The sequence below is a fragment of the Yoonia sp. genome (assembly GCF_046498525.1).
Taxonomy (GTDB): domain Bacteria; phylum Pseudomonadota; class Alphaproteobacteria; order Rhodobacterales; family Rhodobacteraceae; genus Yoonia.
This window is the reverse complement of record NZ_JAWOAN010000279.1, coordinates 1-15,864: the sequence shown is the minus strand read 5'-3', so window position 1 is coordinate 15,864 and position 15,864 is coordinate 1. Positions and strand designations below refer to the sequence as shown.

Genomic DNA, 15,864 nt, shown 5'->3' with positions numbered 1-15,864 from the left:
GCCCTGCACAGTAAGTGACCCTGAACCTGTTTTCAGTGCTCCCGTGTATAAGATGTGCGGCAGCACCAAGGTTTTCCTGAAGGTCAGCATTTTCCTTTACCAGGTGCAATATCGCCAGAATATAGCGGAACCAGCGCTGGTACTGCGCCAGCACATCCGGATGGTTTTGAAAAATCGTGACCATATGCAGCAGGATATCACCGAAATCGACGGCGTTCAGATCCCGCAGACGGCGCTGATAGGCGGCGTAAAGGTCCACCCCCTTTTGGTCAAAGGCACCGCTGTCCGCGACCGGCACCTTGTCAGGCGTGAATGCCGTGTTCTTCCATCCGTCAATAATGCCCGCCAGCATCCGCGCGGGCCAGCGTTTGTGATCGATGCCCGCCGCTTCGATCAACTGTTTCATCAGGCGGATCTGATCGTCTGTATCCAGAATGGTGAAATTCGATTTGAGCCCGACGAGTTCGGCATGGCGGCGCAACAGTTTGGCGCTGACGGAATGAAAGGTTCCCATCCATTGAAGCCCGTCATCGACGTTCACCGGGTACTTTACCACGCGCTCTTTCATTTCTTTTGCGGCTTTATTGGTAAACGTGACCGCCAGAATTTGGTTGGATTGTGCTTTCCCCTTGTGAAGTAACTCAGCTATCCGCGAGATTAGAGTTCGTGTTTTACCGGTTCCGGCACCAGCCAAAACCAGCAAAGGCCCTTCTACTCTAGTCGCAGCATCTAACTGTGGTTCATTCAACCACTTCAGATGATCGCTAGGACCACCCGCACTCGGCCGCGCCATCGCCTGCTGGCTTAATGGCACCGCCGCCGCTTCAAATGCGTCATCTTCGGAAAAATTGCTCATGTCGTTTACATAGCGCCTCATGCCGCGCGTGAAAAGGCTTGTTCTACTTCCGTTCCCCTCGTTATTATTGGCCCATAAATATCCCCGCCGGAGGCTCCGAAGGATTGCCAAACGCGGCACAGTCGCCATAGCTTGCGCCACATGACATTACACAGCCGCTATCCCGCTATTTCCGATCTGCAAGCCCGTGCGCGGTCGCGCATCCCGCACTTCGTGTGGGAATACCTCGATAGCGCCACGGGGGTCGAAGCCACCCAAAAGCGCAACCGCACCATGTTGGATCAGGTGCTGCTCAACCCCTCGATCCTGCATGGCGAATTCACGCCGGATCTGACAACCACCCTGCTTGGCCAAACCCACCCGCTGCCCATAGGTATCGCACCGGTCGGTATGTCAGGGCTGATCTGGCCGGGAGCCGAAAAGATGCTGGCGCGAACGGCAGCGGCGGAAAACATTCCCTACACCCTGTCCACCGTGGCCAGCCAACTGCCCGAGGATGTTGGGCCGCACGCTGGCCCACATGCATGGTTCCAGCTTTATCCGCCGCGCGATCCCGGCATTCGCGACGATATTCTGAAACGCGCCAAGGACAGTGGGTTTCATACCCTCGTACTGACAGTTGACGTGCCAGTGGCCTCGCGCCGCGAACGCCAGACACGCGGCGGGCTGACCCAGCCGCCCAAACTGACGCCGCGTCTGGCACTGCAGGCGGCGCAATGCCCCGCGTGGCTGAACGGCATCCGCAAGACCGGTATGCCCCGTCTGCGCCTGATGGAAGGCTATTCCGACGTCAAAGGCACCCTGCCGTCGAACGAACATGTGGGCTATCTGCTGCGCACCTCGCCCGACTGGGATTATTTCAAATCCTTGCGCGATGTCTGGGACGGTCCGCTGATCGTCAAGGGCGTCGGCAGTCCCGATGACGCCGCACGGCTGACCGATGAAGGGGCGGATGCGATCTGGGTCAGCAACCACGCGGGCCGCCAGTTTGACGGTGGGCCGGCGGCGATTGAAGCCCTGCCACAGGTCCGCGCGGCAACGCCGCTGCCGGTGATTTTCGACAGTGGCATCGCGGGCGGGTTGGATGTGCTGCGGGCTCTGGCGCTTGGCGCGAATTTCGTGATGCTGGGCCGCGCTTTTCACTATGGTCTGGCGGCTTTGGGCGAACCCGGGGCCGCGCATGTGCTTGATATTCTCCGGCAGGATATGATCAGCAACATGGGCCAGCTTGGCACAAAAACGCTCGGGGATGTGCCTGATCGCCTGCGACCTACGCACTAATCGTTATAGACGATCCGCATTTTGATCCTTACCAATGCTGCAACTGCAAAGGGGCCTGCCATGACCGACTTCAAGAAAATCCTGATTGCCAACCGCGGCGAAATTGCCATCCGTATCATGCGGGCCGCCAACGAGATGGGCAAAAAGACGGTGGCGGTCTTTGCCGAAGAGGACAAGCTGGGCCTGCACCGCTTCAAAGCGGATGAAGCCTACCGCATCGGCGAGGACCTTGGCCCCGTTGCCGCATATCTGTCTATCGAAGAAATCATCCGCGTCGCCAAGATGTCCGGTGCCGACGCGATCCACCCCGGCTATGGTCTGCTGTCGGAAAACCCCGATTTTGTGGATGCCTGCACGGCAAACGGCATCACATTCATCGGCCCGAAGGCTGAAACGATGCGCCAGCTGGGTGACAAGGCCAGCGCGCGGCGCGTCGCGATGGAGGCGGGCGTTCCCGTCATTCCCGCCACAGAAGTTCTGGGCGATGACATGGCCGCGATCAAGAAAGAAGCCGCCGAAGTAGGCTATCCGCTGATGCTCAAAGCCTCTTGGGGCGGCGGTGGCCGCGGTATGCGCCCGATCATGTCCGAGGACGAGTTGGAAGAAAAAGTGCTCGAAGGCCGCCGCGAGGCCGAAGCCGCCTTTGGCAATGGCGAAGGCTATCTGGAAAAGATGATCATGCGCGCCCGCCATGTCGAGGTGCAGATTTTGGGCGACAGCCACGGCCAGATTTACCACCTGTGGGAACGCGATTGTTCCGTCCAGCGCCGCAACCAGAAGGTCGTGGAGCGGGCCCCCGCCCCATACCTGTCCGGCACCCAGCGCGAACAGCTTTGCAATCTGGGAAAAAAGATCTGCCAGCATGTGAATTACGAATGTGCCGGCACCGTCGAATTCTTGATGGATATGGACAACGGTGAGTTCTACTTCATCGAGGTAAACCCCCGCGTACAGGTGGAACACACCGTGACCGAGGAAGTCACCGGCATCGACATCGTACGCGCCCAGATCCTGATTGCCGAAGGCAAATCGCTGGTCGAGGCGACCGGTTGCGCCAGCCAGTACGATGTGAAGCTGGACGGTCACGCCCTGCAATGCCGCGTGACGACCGAGGACCCGCAGAACAACTTCATCCCCGACTACGGGCGCATACAGATGTACCGTTCGGCCACCGGACCGGGCATTCGTCTTGACGGTGGTACCGCCTATTCCGGTGCCGTGATAACCCGCTATTACGATAGCTTGCTGACCAAAGTGACCGCCCGCGCGCCGACCCCCGAAATGGTGATTGCGCGGATGGACCGGGCCTTGCGCGAATTCCGTATTCGCGGTGTGTCGACCAATATCGCGTTCGTGGAAAACCTTCTCAAGCACCCGACGTTCCTGAACAATGAATACCACACCAAGTTCATTGACGAGACACCGGACCTGTTCAAATTCTCCAAGCGCCGCGACAGGGCCACGAAAATCCTGACCTATATCGCCGATATCACCGTCAACGGGCACCCCGAAACCCAAGGCCGCCCGCGTCCGGCCGCCGATGTGAAACCCCCTCGCCCGCCGGTAAAACCGACCACAGACATCACCCCCGGCACCCGCAATATTCTGGATGAATTCGGACCAGAGGCCGTGGCCGACTGGATGCGCGACCAGAAACAGCTTTTGATGACCGATACGACCATGCGCGACGGGCACCAGTCGCTTCTGGCCACGCGGATGCGCTCGATCGACATGATCAACGCGGCCCCCGCCTATGCCGCCAACATGCACCAGCTTTTCAGCGTGGAATGCTGGGGCGGGGCCACCTTTGATGTCGCCTACCGCTTCTTGCAGGAATGTCCGTGGCAGCGCCTGCGCGATATCCGCGCGCAGATGCCTAATATCATGACGCAGATGTTGCTGCGCGCCTCGAACGGGGTGGGCTATACCAACTATCCCGACAATGTGGTGCAAAGCTTTGTGGCGCAGGCGGCAAGCTCTGGCGTGGATGTGTTTCGCGTGTTCGACAGCCTGAACTGGGTCGAAAACATGCGCGTCGCGATGGATGCGGTGGTCAAGGCGGAAAAGGTCTGCGAAGGCACGATTTGCTACACCGGCGATCTGATGGACCCGAACCGGTCCAAGTACGATCTGAAATACTATGTCGGCATGGCCAAGGAACTGGAGGCCGCGGGCGCGCATGTGCTTGGGCTGAAGGACATGGCGGGCCTGCTCAAACCTGCCGCTGCATCCGCATTGTTTACGGCCCTGAAAGAAGAAATCAGCCTGCCGATCCACTTTCACACGCATGATACATCCGGTGCCGCAATCGCGACGGTTCTGGCTGCCTCTGCTGCCGGTGTGGATTGCGTGGACGCTGCGATGGACTCGCTCTCTGGCAATACGTCGCAGCCGACACTTGGGTCCATCGTCGAGGCGCTCAAGGGCACAGACCGCGACACCGGGCTGGATATGGCGGCGATCCGCCAGATCAGCAACTATTTCGAACAGGTCCGCGCGCATTATGCAGCCTTCGAGTCCGGGCTTCAGGCACCTACCTCCGAGGTTTATCTGCACGAGATGCCCGGCGGCCAATTCACCAATCTCAAGGCGCAGGCGCGGTCCTTGGGGCTGGAGGAGCGGTGGCACGAGGTCGCGCAGACCTATGCTGATGTGAACCAGATGTTCGGCGATATCGTCAAGGTCACACCATCCTCCAAGGTGGTCGGCGACATGGCACTGATGATGGTCAGCCAGGGCCTGACGCGGGATGAGGTCGAAGACCCCGAAGTAGATGTGGTCTTCCCCGACAGCGTGGTGGAAATGATGCACGGTGATCTGGGCCAACCGCCTGGTGGCTGGCCCAAAGCCATCCAGAAAAAAATACTCAAGGGGGACAAGCCGATTACGGACCGCCCCGGCAAGCACCTGCCGCCTGTCGATCTGGAGGCAACGCGCGCCGACCTTTCAGCACAGCTTGAAGGCAAAGCCGTCGATGACGAGGACCTGAACGGCTATCTGATGTATCCCAAGGTGTTCCTCGATTACATGGGACGTCACCGGATCTATGGCCCGGTGCGGACCCTGCCGACACGTACGTTCTTTTACGGGATGGAACCGGCCGAGGAAATCGTGGCCGAGATCGACCCCGGCAAGACACTGGAAATCCGGCTGCAGGCTGTCGCCGACATGAACGAAGACGGCGAGGTCAAAGTCTTTTTCGAACTCAACGGGCAACCGCGTACGATTCGCGTGATGAACCGACTGGCCGCCGCCGAGAAAGTCTCGCGGCCCAAGGCCGAAAACGGCAACCCCAACCACATCGGCGCACCGATGCCGGGTGTTGTGGCGACCGTCGCGGTCGTACCGGGCAAGCACGTAAAGGCGGGCGATCTGCTGCTCACCATCGAAGCGATGAAAATGGAAACCGGCATTCATGCGGAACGTGATGCAGTGGTCAAGGCCGTGCATGTGCAGGCAGGGGCGCAGATTGACGCTAAGGACCTGCTGGTCGAACTTGAGTGACTCAGAGCCTTGCTTTGGTCGCGATCCTCGTGCCGGACTACGACGCGGGGATCAGATTTTTTGTAGGGCAAATGGGATTCGACCTGCTGGAAGATACCGACCTTGGCCAAGGCAAGCGCTGGGTGCGCGTCGCCCCCAAAGGGGCACAAACTGCGTTCCTTCTGGCGCAGGCTGTCGGCGACGAACAAACCGCGGCGATTGGTAACCAATGCGGTGGCCGCGTCTGGTTGTTTTTGCAAACAGATGATTTTGAACGTGATTTCGCCGCCATGTCGCTAAACGGCATTACATTCGAGGCACCGCCGCGCAGTGAATCCTATGGTCAGGTGGCGGTCTTTCGCGATCCTTTCGGCAACCGGTGGGATCTGATACAGTTCGCAACGTGACGAAGTCACAGACATTTTGGATCGCCACGACACCAAGAAACGGGTTCTGCCTAGTCCCACGATAAAAACATGCAATCTTGTGATTTTGGTCTTGCAGAACGGCGCAACTCTTTATAGATCACAGCACACGAATTGGCGCGCGGGCGTAGCTCAGGGGTAGAGCATAACCTTGCCAAGGTTAGGGTCGAGAGTTCGAATCTCTTCGCCCGCTCCATTTCGGACATATAGAAACAAAGGACTACAAAAATTTGTAGTCCTTTGTTCGTTTTCAGGGCAATTTTTTCTGCTTGCATACATACTGGCCGCTCTGCCTAGCTAGCTTTCAGCCACACGAAACCACGCTTCTTCTAATCGGCTATGTTCCCCTGAGGGACTGATATTTTAGGCTAGCAGATCGTAATCTTAGGCCCGTTTGAATTTGTCGGACATTGTTCTTTTAACCATTTTCAAGATCGAGACCTTTTCTGCGCGGGGAGCCAGTCGATGATATGTTCGACGGTATCGCCGGCGGCATCAACGCAACCTTCATGCCAGTAGGTGTCACTATCGACGTGACGCTGAACCGTGTCGTCTCTTGCAAAACACCAACTGCATGTATTTTCACCGTCAGCCTTCTCTAGCTTGATCTCGTACATCTGAAACCTCTTGCTCGACTTTATTGGATGTAAGGGGGGTCAGCCGCGGGGACGTTCTGGGGAAACAGGCGGCGGCTGACCCTTAAGGGATTACACGAACGGGAATCGGCAACCCTATGACCTTAGTTTTCGCGCAATCGCGCCGTGAGGTATTGATATTCATCAATTGCGCAGTCCGTTGATGAGCCGCGTTTCTAGCTGCATTGAACTGGCGGCATTGCCATTTTCGCTTGCTGATGGGCTTGCAATCGCCCTGAGTTTTGGCTCGTGTTCACGACAAGATCACAAGACAGCGCCTTGCTTTACGGGATATCGCAATTCGAAACGAGGTTGGCCGTCGTCAAGTCACATCATGCTTGCCACAGCCCCTTCACACCGGGTCTGCATGAGGCTTTAAAAATCCGACGACACTGGCCGATAACGCAACCATGACGGCGGCTGTCGCCAGAAGCAAAGGCAGTCCCCCGATCTGGTATGTCAGACCGGACAATAGAGTTCCAAGCAGGCGCCCCGCTGCATTGGCCATATAGTAAAAGCCCACGTCCATCGTGACCCGTTCTGCCTTGGTGAACGCCAGGATCAGATAGGAATGGAGGGACGAATTCACCGCAAAGACCGCACCGAACACCAACAGACCGATCACCAGCACAATCGTCAGCCACATCTGTGGCTCACCCGCCAAGAGCACCGCCACCGTCAGTACCGCAGGAATAACCGCAAGGGACCACGCCCAACCGCGTGCCGCGCCTATCAGTTCTGCCTCTGGCCGGGCGTTTGCCCGCAGTATGCGCGGCGCATTTGCCTGAACCAGCCCGTACAGTATGATCCAGGCTGCCATAAAGATGCCGATCATGAAAAATGCCGTCCGGTTCCCCGCAACCGTGCCATCGGACAGCACGGCATAGAAATAGATGGGAATACCAACGACGAACCAGACATCCCGCGCGCCGAACAGAAAGACGCGTGCCGCCGAAAGCCAGTTGACGTTCGCCGATTTCGAAAACACCTCTGAAAATTTCGTGCCCTTACGACCCTTGGGCAGACCCGATGGCATCGCGATCAGCACGGCAATCAGGATTATCGCAAGGATCGCGGCCATACCCAGAACAGCCCAGACAAAGCCCAAGGTGGCCAGAAGCGTTGCCCCCAACAAAAAGCCGATGCCTTTGACTATATTCTTGGAGCCTGTCAGAATGGCCACCCACCGGAACAAACCGCCATCTTCTGTCGGGGCCAAAATCTTGACCGCCGATTTGGAAGACATTTTCGCAAGATCCTTTGCAACCCCGCTCGCCCCTTGCACCAGCATGACATAGACGACCGAAACCCCAATGACCCACGCCGGATCAAGCTGCGCAAGCGCAAGCAAGGCCAACACCTGTATCGCCAGCCCGGCATAAAGGGTTGATGTCAGGCCGAACCGCGCCGCGATCCACCCTGCCCCCAGATTGGTGACAATCCCCGCGATTTCGTAAAGCACGAAGAGATAGGCCAACTGGACCGGCGAAAAGCCCAGCGTATGAAAGTGCAACAGCACCAGCATACGCAGCGCGCCATCGGTGAGCATGAAAGCCCAATAAGCCGCCGTTACCGCGATATAGGCCGACAGCCCCTCGGGCCGCGTCGAGGTTTGAGTCACACCGACGCCCCGACCATCATAGCGACATCCACCAGACGATGCGCATAGCCCATCTCGTTGTCATACCAGACATAGACCTTCACCTGCGTGCCGTTCACGACCATGGTCGATGGCGCATCGACAATCCCCGAGCGTTCGTCATTGGTGTAGTCGGTCGATACAAGCGGGCGCTCCTCATAGCCGAGTATGCCCTTCAGCGCCCCTTCCGAGGCCTCCTTGAACAGCGCGTTCACTTCTTGCGCCGTGGTCTCGGTCTCCACCTCGAACACACAATCGGTCAGGGATGCATTCAGCAGCGGCACACGGACCGCATGACCGTTCAAGCGGCCTGTCAGTTCGGGATAGATCAGGGTGATCGCGGTCGCGCTGCCGGTTGTGGTCGGGATCAGCGAATTCAGTGCAGACCGGGCGCGCCGCAGATCCTTGGCGGGCTTGTCAACGATGGTCTGTGTGTTGGTCACATTGTGGATCGTCGTGATTGATCCGTGCTTGATCCGCAGGTTTTCATGAATCACCTTCACCACAGGGGCCAGACAGTTCGTGGTACAGCTTGCCGCCGTTACGATGCGGTGGCGCTCCGGTTCGTAGATATCGTGATTGACGCCGTAAACGATATTAGCAGCATCGCCGTCCTTGACCGGAGCGGAGACGACAACCTTTTTGATGCCTGCATCAAAGTAGGGCGCGAGTTTGCTTTCAGTCTTGAAAACGCCGGTGCAGTCGATCACCACATCCACACCCTCCAGTGGCAGATCGGAAATATCCCGCGCCCCGATGAATGGCAGGCGCACACCGTCGATGCTGACGCTGTCTGCGTCATAGGCGAAATCGGCACGCCACCGGCCATGTACGGTATCAAATTCAAGCAGGTGCGCGTGCATTTCGGGGTCGCCGACTGCATCGTTGATCCAGGCGATTTCAGCGCCTTTCCCAAGCAAGGGCTTGAGCGCCAATTTTCCGATCCGGCCAAGGCCGTTGAGTGCATAGACGGTCATGCTGATGCTCCTTCATGGTCTTGTCCGATGTCATCGACGGCTTTTTGCAGTGAAATGCGGTCAAGTGATGCAATCGGCAAAGAGGTAAAAGCGATGATCCGATTGTGCAGCGCGCCATAAGTCTGCTGGAAAGCAAGGCTTTTTTCGGCATCCGATCCTGCGACTTTCACAGGATCAGGCAGCCCCCAATGCGCACTCACCGGTTGGCCTTGCCAAGAGGGGCAATCTTCGTTGGCGGCCTGATTGCAGACAGTGAATACAAAGTCGAAGTTCGGCGCATCACCGCCTTGAAACTCAACCACATTTTTTGCGCGCAGCACCGAAATATCATAGCCTTTCTGCTCCAGAACCTCGACAGCAAAAGGATTGAGCTCGGAATTCGGCTTCGTACCTGCCGAATGGGCAACGAACCGGTCACCCGCCACATTGCGAAGGATCGATTCGGCAAAAATTGAACGGGCCGAATTGCCCGTACAGATAAAGAGAACATTGTACTTGCGATCAGTCATTGGGCTGACTCCTGAAAGAGCGGGAAAAGTGTTGAACGAACAGGTTTCCGGACGACCCCTGCAGCAATCAAGCAGCAGATAGTCGAATGTTTCGCGCGCAATATCCATATTGATTGAGTAGCGCAGTGATGTACCCACACGCTCTTGCGATAGAAGCCCGACCTGCATCAGGGCGTTGACGTAGCTCGACAGCGTATTGGGCTTGAGCTCCAACGCCAGCGCCAGTTCGGTTGCGGGAACGCGGTCTGGATAGCGCCGCATAAGCAGACGAAACAAGGCCAGTCGCTGCGGATGGCCAAGTGCTGAAAGGCGGTTTGATATGCTTAATTCCATATTTCTAGAATATCGGAAGTCAGACATATTAAAAGTGAAGGATTTGTAAAATTAAGTGCGTTGCACTGCCAGCATGCATCAAGTCACCATCATCACCGCGGTGAGGAACCAGCGCACCGGCCCGCGGCGACGGTGCGCCAGTCCGACCTTTGCGGTTATTGGCGATACTTGACTCATTTAACAATATATCGAAACGTAAAACCCTGATGGCCGGGGGGTGACAGGGGACCATGACAACAGCAGTTGATTTCTACGTAGCCGAAACAGATGAAGCAGGCCGCGTCGTGGCTTTATGGTGCAAGTCGGCGCAATCCAGAATTGCCCGCCCGATCCGTCGCTACGACCTTAAGCTCAGTGATCTCGACACCAAGGAGTGTTTTGGCGCGGCGCGGGAAAAGCTGGCGGACTGGCTCGCGCAAGCCTGAACCCGGGGCAGGTTCAACTAAGGATGAACTGCCGAGAACCCAGCGTTGAATACGTCGCTACGGCATAGTTTTGCCACCCCGTATCCGGACCCAAGTTACGCAATGCGATTTCCACAACTCCACACCCCCCGCAGCGCGGGTGTGTTTTTTAGTTTGCGCACACGCAGCACATCGCCGCGCAGACCGGTGGCGAGGGCACCGCGATCATGCAGGGACGCCGCCTTAGCCGGGGCGCATGATACGCAATAAATCGCACGCGGCAGGTCATCCCACAGGTCACCAAGCTGGAACGCCGACATCAACAGCCCAGCCGGAACATAATCCGATGAGACGATATCCAAGAGCCCCGCACGCGCGAGGTCTTCTGCCGCGACATTCCCCGAGTGAGAGCCGCCGCGGATAAGGTTTGGCGCGCCCATCATCACCGCAATTCCGTGATCTCGACAGGCTTGCGCTGCCTCTGCAGTTGTCGGGAATTCCGCAAAGCCAACACCATTGCTGGCGGATTTTGCAACATGGGCTGGCGTCGTATCGTCATGGCTTGCCAGAACGGCACCCAACCGTTTCGCCTCGGTCACCGCACCTGCCTCATGTATCGCGCCAAATTCCGCCTGAAGGCGTTTGAGGTTCGCCACATGCTCTATAAAATCATCGTCCGTCATGCCGCGCTTTTTCGCGACATAGGCCTTCAATGCCGAAAGATCGCGGAATTGGCGCTGGCCCGGGGTGTGATCCATCAGACTGACGATGCCGACCCGATCCTCAGGGCCAAACAGCGCAAGTTCTTCCAACAGCGTTTCCGAGCAGATTTCAGCCCGCAGATGCAGGAAATGACTGATCTTGAACATACCCTCTGCGCGCGCCTTGAGCAGTTCGTCCGCAACTGCGCGCGCATAGTCGAGGAAGCGCCCCTTACCACTGTGGATCGAGCCCGCGCGCAGCGCGTCGAAGACCGTTGTGATACCGGTCGAGGCAAGTTCCGCATCATGTGCGATAAGCGCTGGCAAGTGGGGCCAATCGACCTCCGGGCGTGGCTCCAGATGCCGCTCCAGATTGTCCGTGTGCAATTCAATCAAACCTGGCGTGATGAAGTCTCCGCCACAGTCGATCGCTCCCGAGGGCACGTAATCGCCTTCGGAAATCTGCGTGATGACGCCGCCTTCGATCGTGACGGCCCCGGTCAGTACGCGGTCCGGCAGGACAAGTGTGCCATTGGCGAGACACAGGTCACCTGACATAGAGGTGTCATCTGCGTTTGCGACAGAGGGCGAACTGAAGGGATAAGTCATGACATACTCTCGCTTTGCGATCTATTATTTACCACCTGCCGGGGCTTTGGCGGATTTCGGTGCAGCCTGGCTGGGCTGGGATGTTGCCCGCGGTTGTGACGCGGTTCAACCGGATGTGACCGGCCTTGATGACATTACCATGACACCCCGAAAATACGGTTTTCACGGGACGCTGAAACCACCGTTCCGCCTTGCCGAAGGCACGACCGCAGACGACTTGAAGGCGGCTGTCGCAGAGGTCACTGCAAACTGTCCTGCCACGCATTGCGACGGGCTGGCACTGACGGCGCTTGGTGGTTTTCTGGCATTGACCCCGCAAGGCGACACCGATGGCTTGCGCCAGGTCGCCGGCACCTGTGTGCAACAGCTTGACCGTTTTCGCGCACCACCAAACGAGGCAGAATTGGCGCGGCGGCGAAATGCAGGGCTGACACCCCGCCAAGAGGCTTTGCTGGCGGATTGGGGCTATCCTTACGTTATGGATGAATTCCGTTTTCATCTGACCCTGAGCGGGCGTCTGGATGCCAAGGCCATCGCCCGTTGGACGCAAGTGTTGGAGCCCCGTTTGCCGCCTTTGCCCGCGCCCTTCGTGGTCGATGCGGTCGCGCTTTGCGGGGAACGGCAGGATGGCCGCTTCGAACAAATCCAACGCTACGCCCTTTCCGGTTGAAGCATGGCAATCGCCCTTGCGACAGTCTTGCTCAGCTCGTCGTCGTTGCAAAGCTCCAGCACATCAAGGCCCGCTGGCAACGGCTTTTCAGACTGGGCAAGCCGCTTTTCGATCTCTTCCGGTGTTTCCCTGCCCCGCGTCATCAGGCGGCGTGACAGGATTTCGGGGCTTGCCGTGATGTGGAGCACTGTAAAGTTGGCAAAAACCTTTGCACCCTCTAGCAGCGCTGACCGGGAAAAATTGGCAAGACAGTCGGTGCCACGGCCAAGTTGATATCTGACGGTGTTCGGGATGCCGTAAAACAGCCCGTGCGCGCCCCAATGGACAGCAAATGCATTTTCCTCTGCCAATTGTCTGAAATGGGACACACTGACGGAATCGTAGTTCTCTCCAGCCAGATCAGGTTCTCGGGTCACGATGCGGCGCACCAGATGCATCTTGGGCGCGGCGGCCTTGATACCCGCCATCACGCTGTCTTTTCCAACCCCCGAGGGGCCTACGACAGCGATGAGCCGCCCGGGCTTCACGCCGCCATTCCCGGCGTGAAACGGGCCACGTCGATTTCGCGGTCGCAGACGCGCGCGCGCGCGTTTTCGTCATGGAAAATGCCGATGATCGCAGCACCCCGCGCCTTGGCCTCTTCGATCAGCGCTAGCACGACCTCGCGGTTGGCGGCATCAAGGCTGGCGGTCGGTTCGTCCAGCAGCATGGCGGGATAGGCATGGGCAAATCCACGCGCGATGTTGACGCGTTGCTGTTCGCCGCCCGAAAATGTCGTGGGCGAAAGCGACCACAGCCTTTGCGGAATATTTAGCTGCGACAGCAAGGCCTCGGACCGCGCCAGCGCAGTCTCTGCCGGTACACCCAAGGCACGCAAGGGTTCTGCAACAACGTCGCGTGTCGGCACGCGCGGCACGACGCGCAGAAACTGGCTGACATAGCCAAGTGTCTGTCGCCGCAACCCAATGACGTCGCGCGGTTCGGCCTGCACCAGATCGACATCACCGATACGGATCGCGCCGGACTGGGCCATATAGTTTCCATAGATCATCCGCATCAAAGTGGACTTGCCCGCGCCGGAAGCCCCGGTCAGCGCCACACATTCACCCGGCGCGACACTGAGTGACACACCGCTGAGCACTTCAATAACCGCACTGCCCTGATTGTGCAGCGTGAAGGTCTTGGATACGTCTTTGAGTTCAATCATTTCTCACACCTGCAAAACGGAACTGACAAGGAGTTGGCTATAGGCGTGCTGTGGATCATCCAGCACTTGGTCGGTCAGGCCTGCCTCCACAACACGGCCTGATTTCATCACCATAAGCCGGTCAGCCAGAAGACGCACCACCGCAAGGTCGTGGGTCACGATGATCGCCGATAATCCCATATCGCGAACAAGACCGCGCAACAGGTCCAGCAATCGCGCCTGCACGGACACATCCAGCCCCCCTGTGGGTTCATCCATGAACACCAAGCGCGGACCGGTCACCAGATTGCGTGCGATTTGCAGGCGTTGCTGCATCCCGCCAGAAAATGCCGTCGGGCGATCATCAATGCGGGTGGCGTCAATCTCGACACGCTCCAGCCAATCGGTGGCCTTGTCGCGGATGTCGCCATAATGGCGCGCGCCAACGGCCATCAACCTTTCGCCCACATTGCCGCCCGCAGATACGCCCATGCGCAGCCCGTCACGGGCGTGTTGGTGCACGAAGGCCCAGTCGGTGCGGCCCAGCATCCGGCGCTCCGGTTCTGACATGGTCAACGTGTCCCTTGGACCGTCCACGCGGGTGTCGAACACCACGCGCCCTGCATCCGCCGTCAGATGCCCTGCCAGACAGTTCAACAGCGTGGATTTGCCAGACCCGCTTTCCCCGACAATGCCCATGACCTCACCTGGATAAAGGTCGAAAGACACATCCGCACAGCCGATATGGCTGCCGTAGCGCTTGGTAACCCCTTCAACGGACAACAATGGCGTCATGCCGCATCCTTTCCGCGATGCCCCGCCGCTTGGCGGCCTTCGCAATAATCCGTATCCGAACAGACAAACATACGCCCGCCCGCATCATCGATGATGACTTCATCAAGATAGCTGTGATCCGCGCCGCACAAGCCGCAGGGATGGTCTGCTTTGCTGGCTTCGAACGGGTGGTCCTCAAAGTCGAGGCTGACGGCGTTCGAATAGGGCGGAAGCGCGTAAATCCGCTGTTCGCGACCTGCGCCGAAGAGTTGTATCGCGGCCATGTCACCCAGTTTGGGGTTGTCGAATTTCGGGATCGGTGACGGGTCCATCACATAGCGCCCTTCGACCTTGACCGGATACGCATATGAGGTCGCGATATGTCCGTGGCGGGCGATATCTTCATAAAGCTTCACATGCATCAGCCCGTATTCTTCAAGGCTGTGCATCTTGCGCGTTTCGCTTTCGCGCGGTTCAAGAAAGCGCAAGGGTTCCGGGATCGGGACCTGATAGACAAGAATCTGGCCCTCTGTCAGCGGCTCTTCGGGAATGCGGTGGCGTGTCTGGATCACAGTCGCCTCGCGTGTTTTGGTCGTGGTCGCGACACCGGCTGTGCGCTGAAAGAAGCTGCGGATTGAAACCGCGTTCGTCGTGTCGTCCGCCCCTTGGTCGATAACCTTGAATATATCACCCGGCGTCAGCACAGCAGCCGAGACCTGCACGCCGCCCGTGCCCCACCCGTAGGGCATCGGCATTTCACGGCTGGCGAAAGGCACCTGATAGCCCGGCACGGCAAGACCCTTGAGGATCGCGCGTCGGATCATGCGTTTGGTCTGTTCGTCCAGATAGGCGAAATTATAACTGTTCATTCCGCAGCCTCCTGCACCTGATTGGCCGTCGCGTCACGGCGGAGCTTGCGCACCAGTTCCAGTTCGGATTGGAAATCCACATAATGCGGCAGCTTGATGTGCTCCAGAAAGCCCGTCGCCTGAATATTATCAGCATGATAAAGGACGAATTCCGCGTCTTGCGCGGGTGCGCCGACGTTGTCTTCGCCCAGTTCTTCCCACCTCATAGCACGGTCGACCAGCGCCATGGAGATCGCCTTGCGCTCCGTCTGGCCAAAGACAAGACCATAGCCGCGGGTGAATTGGGGCGGTTCGGTTTTTGAGCCTGTAAACTGGTTGACCGTCTCGCATTCGGTCAGTGTCACCTCTCCGATATCAATCGCGAACCCAAGCTCGGGAATATCCATTTCGACCGGCACAGCACCGATGCGCAACTCACCGACAAAAGCATGATTGCGGGCGTAGCCGCGCTGTGTTGAATAGGCGAGACCCAGAGTAAATCCCTCGTCCGCGCGGGTCAGCGCCTGAAGGCGC

The 15,864-nt window shown here is 58.1% G+C and carries 16 protein-coding genes and 1 tRNA gene; 7 read left to right on the top strand and 10 right to left on the bottom strand.

Annotation, left to right across the window (positions count from 1 at the left end; translation table 11 throughout):
• Positions 1-856, bottom strand: an 856-nt coding sequence (locus R6T97_RS16365; RefSeq protein ID WP_410350347.1) for an ATP-dependent helicase, incomplete at its 3' end; no start/stop codon positions are given.
• Between the two features lie 141 nt (positions 857-997).
• Here R6T97_RS16365 and R6T97_RS16360 point away from each other — a divergent pair.
• The 5 genes from R6T97_RS16360 (at position 998) to R6T97_RS16340 (ending at position 6,647) form a co-directional block, all read left to right on the top strand.
• Positions 998-2,137: an alpha-hydroxy acid oxidase gene (locus R6T97_RS16360; protein ID WP_410350346.1), complete on the top strand. Its 1,140-nt coding sequence runs from the start codon at positions 998-1,000 to the stop codon at positions 2,135-2,137.
• A gap of 60 nt (positions 2,138-2,197) precedes the next feature.
• Positions 2,198-5,641 (top strand): pyruvate carboxylase, encoded by a 3,444-nt coding sequence (locus R6T97_RS16355; protein WP_410350345.1) that lies wholly within the window; start codon positions 2,198-2,200, stop codon positions 5,639-5,641.
• A complete protein-coding gene (locus tag R6T97_RS16350) occupies positions 5,638-6,027 on the top strand; it encodes a VOC family protein (RefSeq protein WP_410350344.1) in 390 nt (129 codons plus the stop codon). The genes R6T97_RS16355 and R6T97_RS16350 overlap by 4 nt, the downstream gene beginning before the upstream one ends.
• A 139-nt stretch (positions 6,028-6,166) precedes the next feature.
• Positions 6,167-6,241: transfer RNA gene (locus tag R6T97_RS16345), tRNA-Gly, on the top strand.
• Between the two features lie 274 nt (positions 6,242-6,515).
• Positions 6,516-6,647 carry a hypothetical protein gene (locus R6T97_RS16340; protein ID WP_410350343.1) on the top strand — a complete coding sequence of 44 codons (132 nt, stop codon included), beginning with the start codon at positions 6,516-6,518 and terminating at the stop codon, positions 6,645-6,647.
• Positions 6,648-7,032: 385 nt separating this feature from the next.
• On the opposite strand, the gene arsJ is transcribed toward R6T97_RS16340, so the two are convergent.
• From arsJ to R6T97_RS16325, 3 genes are read right to left on the bottom strand one after another with little or no spacing between them, the layout of a single operon-like run.
• Entirely contained in the window at positions 7,033-8,301 is a 1,269-nt protein-coding gene (gene arsJ / locus R6T97_RS16335) for an organoarsenical effux MFS transporter ArsJ (RefSeq protein WP_410350342.1), read from the bottom strand.
• Positions 8,298-9,296, bottom strand: coding sequence for an ArsJ-associated glyceraldehyde-3-phosphate dehydrogenase (locus R6T97_RS16330; protein WP_410350341.1), 999 nt, complete (start codon positions 9,294-9,296; stop codon positions 8,298-8,300). The genes arsJ and R6T97_RS16330 overlap by 4 nt, the downstream gene beginning before the upstream one ends.
• Positions 9,293-10,138: an ArsR family transcriptional regulator gene (locus R6T97_RS16325; protein WP_410350340.1), complete on the bottom strand. Its 846-nt coding sequence runs from the start codon at positions 10,136-10,138 to the stop codon at positions 9,293-9,295. Before R6T97_RS16325 ends, R6T97_RS16330 begins: the two co-directional genes overlap by 4 nt.
• A gap of 230 nt (positions 10,139-10,368) precedes the next feature.
• Here R6T97_RS16325 and R6T97_RS16320 point away from each other — a divergent pair, with 230 nt between their 5' ends.
• Entirely contained in the window at positions 10,369-10,563 is a 195-nt protein-coding gene (locus tag R6T97_RS16320; RefSeq protein ID WP_410350339.1) for a hypothetical protein, read from the top strand.
• Between the two features lie 95 nt (positions 10,564-10,658).
• Here the strand turns inward: R6T97_RS16320 and R6T97_RS16315 are convergent, their stop codons facing one another.
• Positions 10,659-11,852: an alpha-D-ribose 1-methylphosphonate 5-triphosphate diphosphatase gene (locus R6T97_RS16315; RefSeq protein ID WP_410350338.1), complete on the bottom strand. Its 1,194-nt coding sequence runs from the start codon at positions 11,850-11,852 to the stop codon at positions 10,659-10,661.
• On the opposite strand from R6T97_RS16315, the gene R6T97_RS16310 reads away from it, so the two are divergent.
• Positions 11,851-12,522 (top strand): DUF1045 domain-containing protein, encoded by a 672-nt coding sequence (locus R6T97_RS16310; RefSeq protein WP_410350337.1) that lies wholly within the window; start codon positions 11,851-11,853, stop codon positions 12,520-12,522. The two genes, R6T97_RS16315 and R6T97_RS16310, sit on opposite strands and share 2 nt — an antisense overlap.
• Here R6T97_RS16310 and phnN read toward each other — a convergent pair.
• The 5 genes from phnN to R6T97_RS16285 form a co-directional block, all read right to left on the bottom strand.
• Positions 12,504-13,049: a phosphonate metabolism protein/1,5-bisphosphokinase (PRPP-forming) PhnN gene (phnN, locus tag R6T97_RS16305; protein ID WP_410350336.1), complete on the bottom strand. Its 546-nt coding sequence runs from the start codon at positions 13,047-13,049 to the stop codon at positions 12,504-12,506. The two genes, R6T97_RS16310 and phnN, sit on opposite strands and share 19 nt — an antisense overlap.
• Positions 13,046-13,729: a phosphonate C-P lyase system protein PhnL gene (phnL, locus tag R6T97_RS16300; protein WP_410350335.1), complete on the bottom strand. Its 684-nt coding sequence runs from the start codon at positions 13,727-13,729 to the stop codon at positions 13,046-13,048. The genes phnN and phnL overlap by 4 nt, the downstream gene beginning before the upstream one ends.
• A gap of 3 nt (positions 13,730-13,732) precedes the next feature.
• Positions 13,733-14,503, bottom strand: coding sequence for a phosphonate C-P lyase system protein PhnK (gene phnK / locus R6T97_RS16295; protein WP_410350334.1), 771 nt, complete (start codon positions 14,501-14,503; stop codon positions 13,733-13,735).
• Complete coding sequence (locus R6T97_RS16290) at positions 14,500-15,351, bottom strand: alpha-D-ribose 1-methylphosphonate 5-phosphate C-P-lyase PhnJ (protein WP_410350333.1); 852 nt, start codon at positions 15,349-15,351, stop codon at positions 14,500-14,502. The genes phnK and R6T97_RS16290 overlap by 4 nt, the downstream gene beginning before the upstream one ends.
• Positions 15,348-15,864: carbon-phosphorus lyase complex subunit PhnI (locus tag R6T97_RS16285; RefSeq protein WP_410350332.1), on the bottom strand; the 517-nt coding region annotated here is incomplete at its 5' end. The genes R6T97_RS16290 and R6T97_RS16285, both read right to left, overlap by 4 nt.